Source organism: Rhodobacter aestuarii, from assembly GCF_900156655.1.
In the GTDB taxonomy this organism is placed as follows: domain Bacteria; phylum Pseudomonadota; class Alphaproteobacteria; order Rhodobacterales; family Rhodobacteraceae; genus Rhodobacter; species Rhodobacter aestuarii.
Window position 1 is genome coordinate 42,602 of the sequence record NZ_FTOG01000011.1, and the last position, 13,851, is coordinate 56,452.

Consider the following 13,851-nt stretch of genomic DNA (forward strand, 5'->3'; position numbering starts at 1 on the left):
GCTAAGGGAGTTTGCGACAAATGACGCAAATCAGCGGCCTAACGCCCCGTCCCAAGGGGCAAGATCTGCGCGGTTTTGTGCATTATCCGGGCTGGCTGACCGCCCCGGAACAGGCTGCGCTGGTCGCAGATCTGCGCGCGGTGGTGGCACAAGCCCCGCTTTTTTCGCCAATGACGCCCTATGGGCGACCAATGTCTGTGCGTATGACCTCCGCAGGGCGGTTTGGCTGGGTCTCCGACCGGCGCGGCTATCGCTACAGCGAAACGCATCCTGAAGGCATGGCATGGCCGGCGATCCCACAAAGCGTGCTCGATATTTGGCAAGCGGTGGCGGGTTCTGCCCGCGCGCCCGAATGCTGCTTGATCAATTTTTACGGCGAAAACGCCAAGATGGGCATGCACCAAGACCGCGACGAGGCGGACTTTGCCGAGCCCGTGGTGTCGATCTCACTCGGTGATGACGGGCTTTTCCGTATTGGCAATGAAACGCGCGGCGGCAGAACGCAAAGCCTCTGGCTGCGTTCGGGCGATGTGATGGTGATGGGCGGGACGGCACGGCCACTCTATCACGGCATTGACCGGATCGCGCCTGGCACCTCGCCCCTCCTGCCGCAAGGCGGGCGGATTAATTTGACACTTCGGGTGGCGACCTGAAACCGCGCCTCTTTTCATCTTGCCCAAAATATCCCGGGGGTGCGGGGGCAGCGCCCCCGCCTAAAGCCCCGCCTGCGCAGCATCCCAGACTTTGCGCATCACCGTCGGCAGATCGGCGGGCGCAAACGCCTCGCGCGGGGTAAAGCCCTCCCCCTCGGCGCGCGCCAGCATCACCTTCAGCCGCAAATGAAAATGCGTGAAGGTGTGGCGCACCTCATGCGGCAGTTCCACCCAATCGGCGACAAGGGGCGGGCGCGGTTCGGGCGTATCCGCCCCCCACTCCGTGCCCGGGAAGCCAAGCATCCCGCCCAAAAGTCCCTTTTCCGGGCGGCGTTCCAACAGCACGCCCCCCGCCGCGTTGACCGCCACATAGGCCAGCCCAAAGCGGGTCGGCTTTTCCGCCTTGGGCGCTTTGCGGGGCAGTTCTGCCGCGATGCCCTGCGCTTTGGCGGCGCAAAACGCGTTTACCGGGCAGAGCGCACAAACGGGGTTGCGCGGGGTGCAGATCGTCGCCCCCAAATCCATCATCGCCTGCGCATGATCGCCGGGCCGGGCTTGTGGGGTGATCCTTCCCGCCTTTTCCACCAACTCTGGCTTTGCAATCGGCATCGGTGTTTGCACCGCCCAAAGCCGCGCCACCACCCGCTCCACATTGCCATCGACCACGACCGCAGGCTCATCAAAGGCAATCGCCGCCACCGCTGCCGCCGTATAAGGGCCGATGCCGGGCAGCTTTTGCAATTCCGCCGCGGCCTCAGGGAACTTCCCGCCGCGCGCGCCCGCCACAACACGCGCGCATTTCAAGAGGTTCCGCGCACGGGCGTAATAGCCAAGCCCTGCCCATTCGGCCATCACATCCGCATCTTCTGCGGCGGCCAAATCTGTCACCGTGGGCCAGCGTTCGGTGAAGCGGCGGAAATAATCGCGCACCGCGGCCACGGTGGTTTGCTGCAACATCACTTCCGAGAGCCAAACGTGATACGGGTCAGGCCGCTCGGTCGCGCGCGCCTCAGGCCCCACCCGCCACGGCATCACCCGCGCGGATCGGTCATACCAAGCCAAAAGCGCAGCCCCCGCCGTTGTTTCATCCCCGTCACGCAATCTTTATGCTCCCCCGACCAGAGTTGTTATGGCAAACCCCCACAAGCCGCCTAAAATAGCACCAGACCCCGCGAAGGCGAGAGCAAGCGAACGATGACCACCGCCCCCCCGAACGAGCGCCCCGAAGCGCCCCGCAAAGGCCGCCGCCTGCGTGGGTTTGAGGCGGCTGCGGGCTTGGTCAAAGAACGCATTCGCGCGGCAGGCGAATCGCGCGGCTTTGCCGTGGCACGATTGATCACCCATTGGACCGAAGTGGTCGGACCCGAAATTGCCGCCACAGCACGGCCTGTAAAAATCGGTTACGGGCGTGAAGGCTTTGGCGCCACGCTGACGCTTTTGGTCGAAGGGCCGATGGCGCCGATGATCGACATGCAGCGCGAACAAATCCGCGCGAAGGTCAATGCCTGCTACGGCTATAATGCGATCTCGCGCATTCATATCACGCAAACCGCCGCCACCGGCTTTGCCGAGGGACAGGTGGCCTTTGCCCCCGCCCCCAAAACACCCCGCCCCCAACCCTCGCCCGAGGTCAAAGCCCGTGCGCATGACGCCACCGAAGGGCTGCAAGACACCGGCTTGCGCGATGCGCTCGAACAATTGGGGCGCAATATCTACATGAAACCCGCCCCGGCCAAACCCGATGGCGGGACACGTTAAGAAAGGCTGACCTATGAACCGTCGCTCTCTTCTTCTGGGCCTCTCCGGCACCGCGCTTCTGGCCACCGCTGGCCTGACCCTGCTGCGCCCGGGCGCCCAAGATGGGATCTGGGCCAGCCCGGCCTTGGCCGATGAAGCCCCGGCGGATGGTGCCGCCCCCGAGCTTTTGCCCGATATCGCGATGGGGTCGCCCGATGCGCCGATCACGCTGATCGAATATGCTTCCTACACCTGCGGGCATTGCGCGCATTTCCATGAGACCGTCTTCAAGCCGCTCAAGAAGGATTACATCGACACCGGCAAGGTGCGCTTCATCCTGCGCGAAGCCTATTTTGATGGGGCGGGCCTTTGGGCGGCGCAGGTTGCGCGCTGCGGCGGCGATCTGAAATATTATGGCATTTCCAGCATTCTATTCGCCGAACAGCATGACTGGATTGGCGATGGCACGCCGCAAACGATGGGCGCGAACCTGCGCAAAATCGGGCTGCGCGCCGGGCTGACGACAGAACAGATCGACACCTGCCTGAACGACAACGATATGGCGCAGCGCATGGTGATGACCTACCAGACCCATTTCACCGCTGATGGCATCGAAGGCACGCCGACGCTGATGATCAACGGCAAGAAGCACAACAATATGGGCTATGACGCGTTGAAAAAAATCCTCGATGCGGAACTGGCGGGCTAAGGGTTAAAGGCCGATCTTTTCCAGCGCGCTTTCAAGCGGTGCGGCGGTGCTGAGCATCAGCCGCACCGGCAAAGCGAGCACATTGGGCCGAAAGGCCATTGGCAGGCGCGCGGCATCTTTTTCGGTCGTCACCAATTGCGCGCCCATCATCCGCGCCTCGGTCTCCAGCCGGGTGAGCAGGCGGGCATTGAAGGGTTGATGATCGTCAAGCGCCTCTGCCCGGACCAGATCGGCCCCGAGCCCGCGCAGGGTCGCAAAGAACTTCTCTGGGTGGCCAATGCCAGCAAAGGCCAAGACCCGCAGGCCTTCCCAATCCATCCCCGTTTGCAGCGGTTCCAGTGCGCCTGTCAGGTGTGGCACAGTGATTTGGTCGCCCCAGCGTGCGGCAAATTCTGCCTGTGCCGCCTCCGGCCCGATGGAAAGCAGCAGATCCGCCCGCGCCAGCCCCGCCGCGACGGGTTCGCGCAAGGGGCCAGCGGGCAGGCACAGCCCATTGCCAAAGCCCTTCATCGCATCCACCACCACAATCGACAAATCCTTTTGCAGCGCCGGGTTTTGATGCCCGTCATCGAGCAAAATCACCTGCGCGCCCGCCGCCACAGCGGCTTTCGCACCCGCCGCACGATCTTTGGCCACCCAAGTGGGGGTGAAGGCCGCCAGCAAAAGCGGCTCATCGCCCACCTGATCGGCGCTGTGGTTCATTTCATCGACCCGCACCGGGCCCTCTAGGCTACCGCCGTGGCCCCGGCTCACCACATGGGCGGTGATATCGCGCCCCATCAAAAGCTGCGCGAGCGCGATGACGGTGGGGGTTTTGCCCGTACCACCCGCGTTGATATTGCCCACCGAAATCACCGGGACCGGAAGTTTCAACCCCGGCTTCGCCACCCGCCGCGCCGTCGCCGCACCGTAAACGCGGCCCAAGGGCGCCAGCAGCCGGGCCAGAGGCGCTGGCTGCGCAGGGTCGGTGAACCAATGGGCGGGGGGCTGCATCAGGTTTCCTTTCGCGGCTTTGCGCCCTCATACTCCCCCAAGATCGCCCGCACCACCGCCTCTGCCGCCGCAGCGCCGCCGGATGTGACCGCCCAAGCGTTATGTGCCAAAACGGCAGCGCGGTCAGGCGACATCAAATCCGCCACCGCCTCGCCAAGCGAGATCGCATCATGGATCGCGCGGGCCGCGCGCGCCTCGCCCAAGCGGGCATATTCTGCGGTATAGGCGCCAGTTTTCGGCCCATGCAGCACGGCAGAGCCCAAAGCCGCGGGCTCGAAGGGGGAACGCGGCTGCGCCGTGCCCCCGGTAAGTGTACCGCCCATATAGGTCACCGGCGCTATACGATACCAAAGCCCGTATTCGCCCGGATCATCGGCCAAGAACACCTCTGTCTCATCTTCGGGCTCCCCCTCAACCGAGCGGCTGGCCACAGCCAACCCGCGCGCGGTGAGGTCTTCCACCAAGGCACAGGCAGATTCTGGATCTTCAGGCGCCAAAATGAGCAGCATCCGATGCGCATGGTGTTGCGCACGTTCCTGTGCCGCCAAAATCGACGCCATTTCCTCTGCGGGCACCTCGGCGGCGAGCCAAACAGGGCGGGTCCGCGTCAGCGCCGCCATCGATACCCGCTCGGCCTCAGAACAGCGCAGCGGCTCGGAGGGTTGGCCTAGCACGCCCCCCACTTCCAAGCGGCAAGGCTCGACACCCAACTGCAAAAGCGGCGTGACGGAGGCTTGATCGCGCACCAAAACCCGCGCCATGCGCCGCAAAAGCGGCGGCTTGCCAAAGCCCGAAAACGGCTGTTTGCGCGCCGCATTGGGGGCGGCTTGCACATCCACCATCATCACTGGCACATCGGCCCGGTCTGCCGCTTTGATCAGCGCGCCGGGCAAGTCATTGCCGAAAAGCACCACCAAATCGGGCGCGACTTGGCGCAAAAGTGCTTTGGGCGATCCTTCTTCTTGGAGGTTGCGCCGTTCGACCGTTTCGGGCAGCGCAAGCTCGACCTCTTCAGGAAGCGCGACGAGGAGCCGTAAATCGGGCCGTTGCCGCGCTAGCCGTGCAATGACCAGCGCCGCACCGGGCGCCAGCGCAGCGGCGTCTTCGCCCCCGATGCGCAAACAAATCAGCGGCGCTTTGGGCGCGGGAGGGTGCTCCTCCCCCGCCGCAGGCGCCGAGGCCCGGCGAAACCATTTGGAAGCCGATTGCAGCATCGCGGGCCTTTGGGCGCTTAGCTCCCCAATTCTTCGGTCAGCGAGGCGGGGGTTTCTTCATCGCGCAGGCGATGCAGGTGGGCGATGAAATAGCGCGCATGGGCATCATCCACAGTGCGCTGCGCCTCGCCCTTCCAAGCCGCATAGGCGGTCGCGTAATTGGGGTAGATGCCGACAATGTGAATTTTGGAGACATCCTTAAATTCGGTGCGCTCGGGCGAGACAAGCTCACCGCCGAAAACAAGATGCAGGCGTTGGGGATTGGTCTTGCTCATGGGCTTTCCTGTGAAATTGGGTGTCGCGAGACTATGCGATGCGCCACCCGCGCTCAAGCTTGGATGCGTCATCCTGTGCCGATGCAGAGCGCGTGCCAGCTTTACCGCAAATGGCGGAGCCGCTTTTCAATCTGCACGCCACGGTCTAAGGAACCGCCATGCGTAAGAGCCTTCTTCAGATTTACGATGCCCGCGTCGCCACCGGTCTGCTGAAAGCAGATGCCGCCCAGCGCGCGCTGCTGCCCCGCTTTGATGACATCATTGAAGCGCTTGAAACCCCGGTGAAGAAACCGGGCCTGTTTGGCCTGTTTGCCAAACCGCCAGAGGCGGTGCGCGGGCTCTACCTTTGGGGCGGCGTTGGGCGCGGCAAGTCGATGCTGATGGACCTTTTCCATGAGGCGGTGTCCGTGCCCAAGCGGCGCGTCCATTTCCATGCGTTCATGCAAGAGGTGCAGGCCAAGATCGAGGCCGCACGACGCGCCAAAGAAGAAGATGCGCTTCTGCCTGCGGCCAAGGAAATTGCCGCCTCGGTCCGGCTTTTGTGCTTTGACGAGATGCAAATCACCGACATTGCTGATGCAATGATCGTGGGGCGGCTTTTTGAAGAGCTGTTCAAGCGTGGTGTTACGATCGTCACCACCTCAAACCGCCCACCCGAAGACCTGTATAAGAACGGGCTCAATCGGCAGTTGTTCGTGCCGTTCATCGCGATTTTGCGCGCGCAATTGGATGTGGTCGAGATTGCGTCCGAAACCGACTACCGCCAGCATCGTCTGACCGGCGCGCAAGTCTATTTCTCGCCCGCCTCGAAATCCGCCCATGCGGCAATGGATGCGCTTTGGGATGAGCTGACCGGCCATGACGCCGCCACCAAGCTGGAGCTGGAGGTAAAAGGCCGCAAGGTCGTGGTGCCGCATTTCCACAATGGGGTGGGCCGTGCGAGCTTTTGGGAGTTGTGCGGCGCAATGCTTGGCCCCGGCGATTATCTGGCCATTGCCGCTGCGGTAAAGGTCTTGATGATCGACGACATTCCGCAGCTTTCTGCCTCCAACTTCAACGAGGCGAAGCGCTTCGTGACGCTGATAGACACGCTTTATGAAGCCAAGGTGCGGCTGATCTGTTCCGCGGCAGAGGTGCCCGAGCGGCTTTATAACGAAGGCACGGGCAGTTTTGAGTTTGAGCGCACCGCCTCGCGGCTGCGGGAAATGCAATCGGCAGATTGGGGCGCCAACCGGGCCTAAAGCCCCGTTGGCGCAGGTGTTTCAGGCATTCGCCGGAGCGGCGGCGAGCAGTTCGCGCACACGCGGCGCGACCTTGGTGCCGTAAAGCTCGACCGTTTCACGCAGATGCGCGGGATCTTGCGGCCCGGCCGAATATTTCAGCGTGAAGCGTTGCAGCCCCAACACCCCCATCGTCCGCGCGATCTTTTGCGCCACGGTTTCGGGGCTGCCCACATAAAGCGAGCCATTGGCGATCTCATGTTCAAAGGCCGCGCGGGTGAATTGCGGCCAGCCGCGCGAACGCCCGATGAGGTCGTGCATCTTGGCGTAAGCCGGAAAGAACCGCTCTTTCGCCTCTTCATCCGTTTTGGCGATATGGCCCGGCGAATGCACAGACAGCGGCAGCTCCGCCCCGCCCATTTGCGCGCGGGCCTTGCGGTAAAGATCGGCCAACGAGGCAAAGCGCGCCGGGTTGCCGCCAATGATCGCCATCACCAAGGGCATATTCATCGCCGCAGCCTCTAACACGGAATCGGGGCTCCCCCCCACCCCGCGCCAGACCGACAGCGGGCGTTCAGGGCGCGGATAGACGGTGACATTTTGCAAAGACGTGCGGTGGTGCCCCCTAAAGCTGATCTTTTCGCGGCTCAGAAGCTCATGCAACAACTGCGCTTTTTCCGAAAACAGCGTCTCGTAATCTTGCAACTCATAGCCAAAAAGCGGGAAGCTTTCGGTGAACGAGCCACGCCCGATGGTGATTTCGGCGCGCCCAGGTGCCAGCGCATCCAGTGTGGCAAAGCGCTGATAAAGCCGGATCGGGTCATCCGACGACAGCACCGTGACCGAGGTGCCGGCGTGGATCGTTTTCGTTTTCGCCAAGATCGTTGCGATCAGCGGCTCCATTGAGGAAATCGCGTAATCGGGGCGGTGATGTTCGCCAAGGCCAAAGTAATTCAGCCCGACCTCATCGGCCAAGACGGCCTCCGCCAACGTATCGCGGATCACCTGCGCCGCGCTTTGCGGGCCGGATTGGGTGGCGGTGATGTCGCCAAAAGTATCAAGGCCGAATTCAAGCGTCATGGCGGGCTCCTTTCCTTTCGGGAAAAGATAGACGCGCCCCGGCTGTGCGCCTAGGCAGATCATCGCACAGGATTGGTGCGTGAATGCTCAGCCGTTCTCGCGCAAAACTTGGCCCGCAAGGTAAAGCGAGCCGCAGATAAGCACGCGCGCCTGCGGGTCTTGCGCGGTGATTGCCGCCAAAGCCGCCGCCACGCTTTCCGCTTCATCCACCTGCACAAAACCTGCTTTGCGTGCGGCCTCAGCCGTTTCAGCGGCGGGCAACGTGTTTGGCTCACCGGGGATAGACACGGCGCTCAAGCTTTGCGCCGCGCCCGCCAGTGGGCGCAGATAGCCGCCAATATCTTTGGTATTGAGCATCCCACAGATCAAATGCGTTGGACGCTTGGCCATGCGCGCCAGCGTGCTGGCCACCGCCTGCCCCCCTGCCGGGTTGTGCCCGCCATCAAGCCAAAGCTCCACCCCCGGTGCGGCTTCGACCAGCGGGCCTTGGCGCAGCCGTTGCATCCGCGCGGGCCATTGCGCTTGGCCCACCGCCGCCTCACAGGCCGCTTCGCCATAGCCAAGGCAGCGCAAGGCCGCGATGGCCGCGCCCGCATTTTCGATTTGGTGCGGGCCAGGCAGGTTCGGCAATGGCAGATCCAAAAGCCCGTTTTCATCTTGATAGATCAGCCGGTCGCGTTCCTCGAAGGCATGCCATTGCTGGCCATGCGCGAAAAGGCTCACACCCAGACGCGCGGCGCGCGCCTCGATCACATCCGTGCCGTCCGGCTGCTGCGGGCCAACCACGCAGGGCACGCCGCGCTTCAAGATGCCCGCTTTTTCGCCCGCAATCTCGGGCAGTGTCTCACCCAGATATTGCTGATGGTCGATGGAAATCGGCGTCAGCACCGTCAGCGCGGGCTGATCAATCACATTCGTCGCGTCGAGCCGTCCGCCAAGCCCCACTTCCAAGAGCGTGTAATCGGCAGGCGTGCGGGCAAAAGCCAGAATGGCCGCAACGGTGGTGATTTCAAAAAACGTGATCGGCGCGCCGCCATTGGCCGCTTCGCATTCATCCAAAAGCGCGGCCAGATCGGGCTCGGCAATCAGGTCCCCGGCGAGCCGAATCCGCTCATGAAACCGCGCCAGATGCGGCGAGGTATAGGCATGGACGCGCTTGCCCGAAGCCTCCAGCCCCGCGCGGATCATCGCTTGGGTCGAGCCTTTGCCATTGGTGCCCGCCAAATGAATAACGGGGGGCAGATCGCGCTCCGGGTTGCCCAGCGCGGCAAGCAACCGATGCACCCGGTCCAGCGTCAGATCAATAATCTTCGGATGCAGCCCCATCAGCCGCGCAAGGATTTCATCGGACGGTTGCGGCATGAAGGCCCCCTGTTGTGCAAAATCCGGAGCCCTTGGCCCCGGATTTGATGATATTTAGGGATCGCAGAAAAGACCTACTCGGTCTTTTGCGGCGCCTCAGGCGCGGTTTCCGGCGCGGGCTCCGCGACCTCGTCATGCGGGGTTTCCGGCACCGAGATTTGGCCCGGCGGCGGCAGTTCGCCCCAAATGGCCGGCGGCTGGCTCATCATCAAGCGCAGCAGCACAATCAGCTCTTCGCGCATCTTCTTGCGATGCGTCACCCGGTCCAGCATGCCGTGATCCAGCAGATATTCGGCCCGCTGGAACCCTTCGGGCAGTTTTTCACGGATCGTTTGCTCGATCACGCGCGGCCCGGCAAAGCAAATGAGCGCATTCGGTTCGGCAATTTGCACATCGCCCAGCATCGCGTAAGAGGCCGTCACGCCGCCCGTGGTGGGATGGGTCAGCACAACGATGTAGGGCAGCCCCGCATCTTTGAGCATTTGCACCGCAACGGTCGAACGTGGCATCTGCATCAGGCTCAAAATACCCTCTTGCATCCGCGCGCCGCCAGCCGCCGAGAACAGCACCATCGGGCATTTGCGTTCCACCGCGCGCAGCGCCGCGGCCAAGATCGCATTGCCGACATACATCCCCATGGAGCCGCCCATGAAGGAGAAATCTTGCCCCACCGCCACAATCGGCGTGCGGCCAATCTCGCCCTCAACCACCAGCATCGCGTCTTTCTCGCCGGTGGCTTTTTGCGCCGAGCGCATCCGGTCAGGATATTTCTTTTGGTCTTTGAAGCTGAGCGGATCGGCGATCGGCTCGGGCACTTTCACTTCGGTAAAAATGCCAAGGTCAAACAGCGCTTCAAACCGCTCCCGCGGGGTGATCGCCATGTGGTGATCGCAGTTGGTGCAGACATTGAGATTGTCAGCCACTTCCCGGTGGAACAGCATCGTGCCGCATTCGGGGCATTTCGTCCAAAGGTTCTCGGGCATGTCGCGCCGCGTAAACAGCGAGTTGATCTTCGGTCGGACGTAGTTCGAGATCCAGTTCATCGGCATGCCCCTTGGTTGCTGCGCCAGCGCTCAGCTTAGTTCCCGCCCAGATAAGCCCGCGCGCGCGCAAATGCAATCAGCGGCGCAGCATCAGCCGCGCCAGAAGCCAGAACACCAGCATCGACAGGCTGTCCATCGCCAGATAGGGGGCCATCTCCGCCGGGTCGCGGGTGTTGATCACCAGCGTGTAAAGCGAAAGCCCATCAAGCTGCCCGTAAATCCCCACCAGCAGCACTGCAGAGATGTTATTTGCAAGGTGAAAGGCCAGCGCAGGGCCTAGGTTTCCGGCCCTTGCGGTCAGATCCGCCGCCAATACGCCAAAGGCTGTTGCCCAAAGGGCGACGTAAATCGCGACGGGCCCGTTCATGTCTGGCGCGTAATGGAGCGCGCCAAAAAGCGCCGCAGGAATGCCCATCCACAGCACGCGCCAGCGGGTGCGTGCGGCGATCTGTTGCAGCACATAGCCTCTAAAAAGCAGCTCTTCCGAAGCGATCTGAACGAATAGAAGCGGCAAGGACAGCGGCAACCAAGCCAGCATAACGCTCAAGGAGGTGGATTTCGCCAAATGCGGATCAAGCCCGGAGAGCGGCGCGATCAAGAGCGCTGCCAGCACCAGCGCGGGAAAGACCAAGGCAAAATCGCGCCCCGCGCCCACACCAAACAGGCTCAAGACGGGGCGATTGTGCAAGAGCCGGGTGATCAGCATCGTCCCGAGCAATAAGGGGGCGAAACTGAACAATAACATCACCAGCCCAACGGGCGTGTTGGCCGCATTCATGTTGCGGATCACCCAAGACATGGTTTGCGGGCCGAAAAGCGCGCCGACGGCGCTCATGCCCCCCAAAAGCGCGCCAAAGTAAAACCCGCCAATCAGCCCAAGGCCAACCAGAACGCGCCAAGCCTCAGCGGAGGGTTTGGCCGAGGCAACATAGCGATCCAAAAGCGGGTAAGTCATGGCGGCTCCTTGGCGTGACCCTAGCCGCGCCCCCTGCCCCCCACAAGCCGCTTTACTTTGTCTTGGCTGCGGCGGATGTAAGCGCTTTCTGCCGGAGGGCGCATGTTCGAAGTCTCGCTTGACCTTGCCGCGATGCTGATCGCTGCCGCTTTTGCCGCGGGCTTCGTGGATTCGATCGCTGGCGGGGGGGGCTTGATCACATTGCCGATCTTGCTTTTGGCGGGGGCCACGCCTTTGCAGGCGCTGTCCACCAACAAGGTGCAAGGGGCTTTTGGTGCCGCCACCGCCGCGCTGACCTATGCTGCCAAGGGGCAGGTAAACCTGCGCAAACAACTCGGTGCCGCCTCGCTTGCCTTTTTGGCGGGGCTTGGGGGGGCTTTCATGGTCTCGGCCCTGCCGACCGAGGCCGTGCGCGCCATTCTGCCCTTCATTTTGATCGCGATTGCCGCCTTTTTCGCCTTGCGCAAAGGGCTGGACGACACAGACCGCGCCCAACGCATCACCCCTGCCGCCTTCGTGGCCTTTGTTGTGCCTTTTGTGGGGTTTTATGACGGGTTGATCGGCCCCGGCGCGGGTGCGTTTTACATGATCGGTTTTGTGATGCTGGCGGGCTATGGCGTACTGAAAGCCACCGCGCACACCAAACTGCTCAATTTCGCCTCCAACCTTGGCGGGCTGGTGGCCTTTGCCGCCACAGGCGCGCCTTGGTGGGTGATGGGGCTTGCAATGGGCGTGGCGCAAATTGCGGGGGCCAGCCTTGGGGCGCGCCTTGCCATGCGCAAGGGCGCGAAACTGATCAAACCGCTATTGGTTGTCACCTCAACCGTGCTGGCGCTCAAGCTGATCTGGTGATCAGCAAAAACCCTCTGCGCGGCGCATCCCACCCGTTTCAAGGCCACGCCAATTGCGCTGCACTTTAGGCAAAAGCTCTTCCACCACCGGATGGGCCGGGTCGAGCGCCCCGAGATAGACCAAAATCGCGGTAATTGCCGCCTCTGACGCGCGGGTGGTGCCATCGGCAATTTTCAGCGCCACGCCACGCTTTTGTTCGGGCAAAATGGCCACGAAGACGCCCTCCGCCCCCACTTTCACTGCCACCTTGCCGCCCATTGCCCGCATCAGCTTGGTGCAAGCGCGTTCTTCCCCGGCAACCAGTTCTGGGAAAGCGACCATCGCCCGGCGCAACCGCACCGCTGCGTTTTCGCGTAGGCTACCCTCTGGCTTGGCGGCAGCAAAGAATTGCATCGCACGGGCCAATGCCTCGACCGTGCAGGCAAAGTTCGGGGCCGAGCAGCCATCAACACCCCAACCCGCGACAATCTCCCCCGTCACCTCTTCAAAGGCGGCGCGGACGGCGCGTTGCACGGGATGGTCGATCTCCACATATTCTGAACCGCCCTTCAAATGGCGGTTGAGCGTCAGAAACCCGCTATGCTTACCCGAGCAATTGTTGTGAATTTGGCATGGCTTGTCTTCTGTGCAGGTGAAATGGCACCGGGCCTCCGGGTCGCGCGGCACATGTGCGCCGCAGCGCAAATCCTCATCCGCCAAGCCCAGATCGGAGAGCCACGCCGCCACGGCCTTGGTGTGCAGCGCCGCGCCGGAGTGGCTGGCACAGGCAAGCGCCAAATGCCGCTCCGCCAACCCCGCCGCATCAGCCGCGCCGCTTTCCACCAAAGGCAGCGCTTGGATCATTTTGCACGACGAGCGCGGAAAGATCACCGCATCGGCTTGGCCCCAGACCATTTCCGCCCCTTGCGGGCCATAAACCACTGCATGCCCGGCATGGATGCTTTCACACAGGCCGCCCCGCCAGAGCTCGATCAAGGATTGTGGTGCCATTTCGCCCTCCGATGCGCGAAATCCCGCCGGGGGGGCTTTCCCCAACCGGCACTTTTGCGTTATCTCTCGACTATCGAGTTGAAATAGCAACCGCCAGAGTGAACAAGGGCTAAAGCCCGAGGGCGGACAGAGGCATCAGACAGCTGGAGGCTGTTCCATGAAGACGATCATTTCGAGCGTCGCAGCAGTTCTTGCCGCGTCGCTGGCATTTTCCCCGATGGCAAGCGCGCAAGAAAGCTCGAACCGGGTGGCGGCGGAAACCGACTGGAGCGTTTTCGTTGAAGACAGCCCGAAAGAGTGCTGGGGCGTGGTGCCGCCGAAAAAGACGGTCAACACCAAGGGCGGCAAGCCCGTGCAGGTGCGCCGGTCTGAAATTTTGCTGTTTGTAACTCACCGGCCGAGCAAAGCGCCCGAGGTGATGTTTATGGGCGGCTATCCCTTTGCGCCCGGCTCCACGGTCGAATTGAAGGTGAGCACAGGCCAAGCGTTCAACCTTTTCACCAATGGCGAAGGTGCGTGGGCGGGCAGCCCCGAAGATGATGCCAAGATCATCGCCGCGATGAAAGCGGGCGCCGATGTGACGCTGACGGGCCGGTCGAGCCGCGGCACTCAGACGGAAGACACCTTCTCGCTGATGGGCTTCACCGCCGCGATGGACGAAGCCGCCAAACGCTGCAAATAAGCGTAAGCGCCCCCTTGAGGCAGCAGCCCCGGCCAGACCGGGGCTTTTGCACATCTTGGTGATCTATTTTTGCTACCTATCGGGGC

General features: G+C 62.5%; 15 protein-coding genes. 6 read left to right on the forward strand and 9 right to left on the reverse strand.

The genetic code is table 11. The annotated features are described in order from the left end of the window. Positions 1-20: 20 nt before the first annotated feature. Positions 21-653 (forward strand): alpha-ketoglutarate-dependent dioxygenase AlkB family protein, encoded by a 633-nt coding sequence (locus BW967_RS15100; RefSeq protein WP_076485928.1) that lies wholly within the window; start codon positions 21-23, stop codon positions 651-653. 60 nt (positions 654-713) lie between these two features. Here the strand turns inward: BW967_RS15100 and mutY are convergent, their stop codons facing one another. Then, positions 714-1,754: an A/G-specific adenine glycosylase gene (gene mutY, locus BW967_RS15105; RefSeq protein ID WP_076485929.1), complete on the reverse strand. Its 1,041-nt coding sequence runs from the start codon at positions 1,752-1,754 to the stop codon at positions 714-716. A gap of 93 nt (positions 1,755-1,847) precedes the next feature. Here mutY and BW967_RS15110 point away from each other — a divergent pair, with 93 nt between their 5' ends. Further along, positions 1,848-2,411, forward strand: a complete 564-nt coding sequence (locus tag BW967_RS15110; protein WP_076485930.1) for a DUF721 domain-containing protein — start codon at positions 1,848-1,850, stop codon at positions 2,409-2,411. A gap of 13 nt (positions 2,412-2,424) precedes the next feature. After that, complete coding sequence (locus BW967_RS15115) at positions 2,425-3,099, forward strand: DsbA family protein (RefSeq protein WP_076485931.1); 675 nt, start codon at positions 2,425-2,427, stop codon at positions 3,097-3,099. A gap of 3 nt (positions 3,100-3,102) precedes the next feature. Here BW967_RS15115 and lpxK read toward each other — a convergent pair whose 3' ends face one another. The 3 genes from lpxK to BW967_RS15130 are packed head-to-tail and all read right to left on the reverse strand — an operon-like array spanning position 3,103 to position 5,581. Next, on the reverse strand, positions 3,103-4,092 hold the full coding sequence (lpxK, locus tag BW967_RS15120; RefSeq protein ID WP_076485932.1) for a tetraacyldisaccharide 4'-kinase: 990 nt from the start codon (positions 4,090-4,092) through the stop codon (positions 3,103-3,105). Beyond that, positions 4,092-5,306, reverse strand: a complete 1,215-nt coding sequence (locus tag BW967_RS15125) for a 3-deoxy-D-manno-octulosonic acid transferase (RefSeq protein ID WP_076485933.1) — start codon at positions 5,304-5,306, stop codon at positions 4,092-4,094. The genes lpxK and BW967_RS15125 overlap by 1 nt, the downstream gene beginning before the upstream one ends. A gap of 17 nt (positions 5,307-5,323) precedes the next feature. Then, the gene (locus BW967_RS15130; RefSeq protein WP_076485934.1) at positions 5,324-5,581 is read right to left on the reverse strand and encodes a DUF4170 domain-containing protein; all 258 of its coding nucleotides are present in this window, start codon (positions 5,579-5,581) and stop codon (positions 5,324-5,326) included. 158 nt (positions 5,582-5,739) lie between these two features. Between BW967_RS15130 and zapE the strand changes: the two genes are divergently transcribed. Further along, positions 5,740-6,822 carry a cell division protein ZapE gene (gene zapE / locus BW967_RS15135; protein ID WP_076485935.1) on the forward strand — a complete coding sequence of 361 codons (1,083 nt, stop codon included), beginning with the start codon at positions 5,740-5,742 and terminating at the stop codon, positions 6,820-6,822. Between the two features lie 21 nt (positions 6,823-6,843). Here the strand turns inward: zapE and BW967_RS15140 are convergent, their stop codons facing one another. From BW967_RS15140 to BW967_RS15155, 4 genes are all read right to left on the reverse strand, one after another. Further along, complete coding sequence (locus tag BW967_RS15140; RefSeq protein ID WP_076485936.1) at positions 6,844-7,881, reverse strand: LLM class flavin-dependent oxidoreductase; 1,038 nt, start codon at positions 7,879-7,881, stop codon at positions 6,844-6,846. A gap of 87 nt (positions 7,882-7,968) precedes the next feature. Then, positions 7,969-9,243: a bifunctional folylpolyglutamate synthase/dihydrofolate synthase gene (locus BW967_RS15145; RefSeq protein ID WP_076485937.1), complete on the reverse strand. Its 1,275-nt coding sequence runs from the start codon at positions 9,241-9,243 to the stop codon at positions 7,969-7,971. A 74-nt stretch (positions 9,244-9,317) separates the two neighbouring features. Continuing rightward, positions 9,318-10,286, reverse strand: coding sequence for an acetyl-CoA carboxylase, carboxyltransferase subunit beta (gene accD, locus BW967_RS15150; RefSeq protein ID WP_076486017.1), 969 nt, complete (start codon positions 10,284-10,286; stop codon positions 9,318-9,320). A gap of 76 nt (positions 10,287-10,362) precedes the next feature. Further along, on the reverse strand, positions 10,363-11,241 hold the full coding sequence (locus tag BW967_RS15155) for a CPBP family intramembrane glutamic endopeptidase (protein ID WP_076485938.1): 879 nt from the start codon (positions 11,239-11,241) through the stop codon (positions 10,363-10,365). Between the two features lie 102 nt (positions 11,242-11,343). Here BW967_RS15155 and BW967_RS15160 point away from each other — a divergent pair, with 102 nt between their 5' ends. After that, on the forward strand, positions 11,344-12,093 hold the full coding sequence (locus BW967_RS15160) for a TSUP family transporter (RefSeq protein WP_076485939.1): 750 nt from the start codon (positions 11,344-11,346) through the stop codon (positions 12,091-12,093). On the opposite strand, the gene BW967_RS15165 is transcribed toward BW967_RS15160, so the two are convergent. Next, positions 12,094-13,083, reverse strand: coding sequence for an asparaginase (locus BW967_RS15165; RefSeq protein WP_076485940.1), 990 nt, complete (start codon positions 13,081-13,083; stop codon positions 12,094-12,096). A 157-nt stretch (positions 13,084-13,240) separates the two neighbouring features. On the opposite strand from BW967_RS15165, the gene BW967_RS15170 reads away from it, so the two are divergent. Then, positions 13,241-13,765 carry an invasion associated locus B family protein gene (locus tag BW967_RS15170; RefSeq protein ID WP_076485941.1) on the forward strand — a complete coding sequence of 175 codons (525 nt, stop codon included), beginning with the start codon at positions 13,241-13,243 and terminating at the stop codon, positions 13,763-13,765. Positions 13,766-13,851 lie beyond the last annotated feature (86 nt).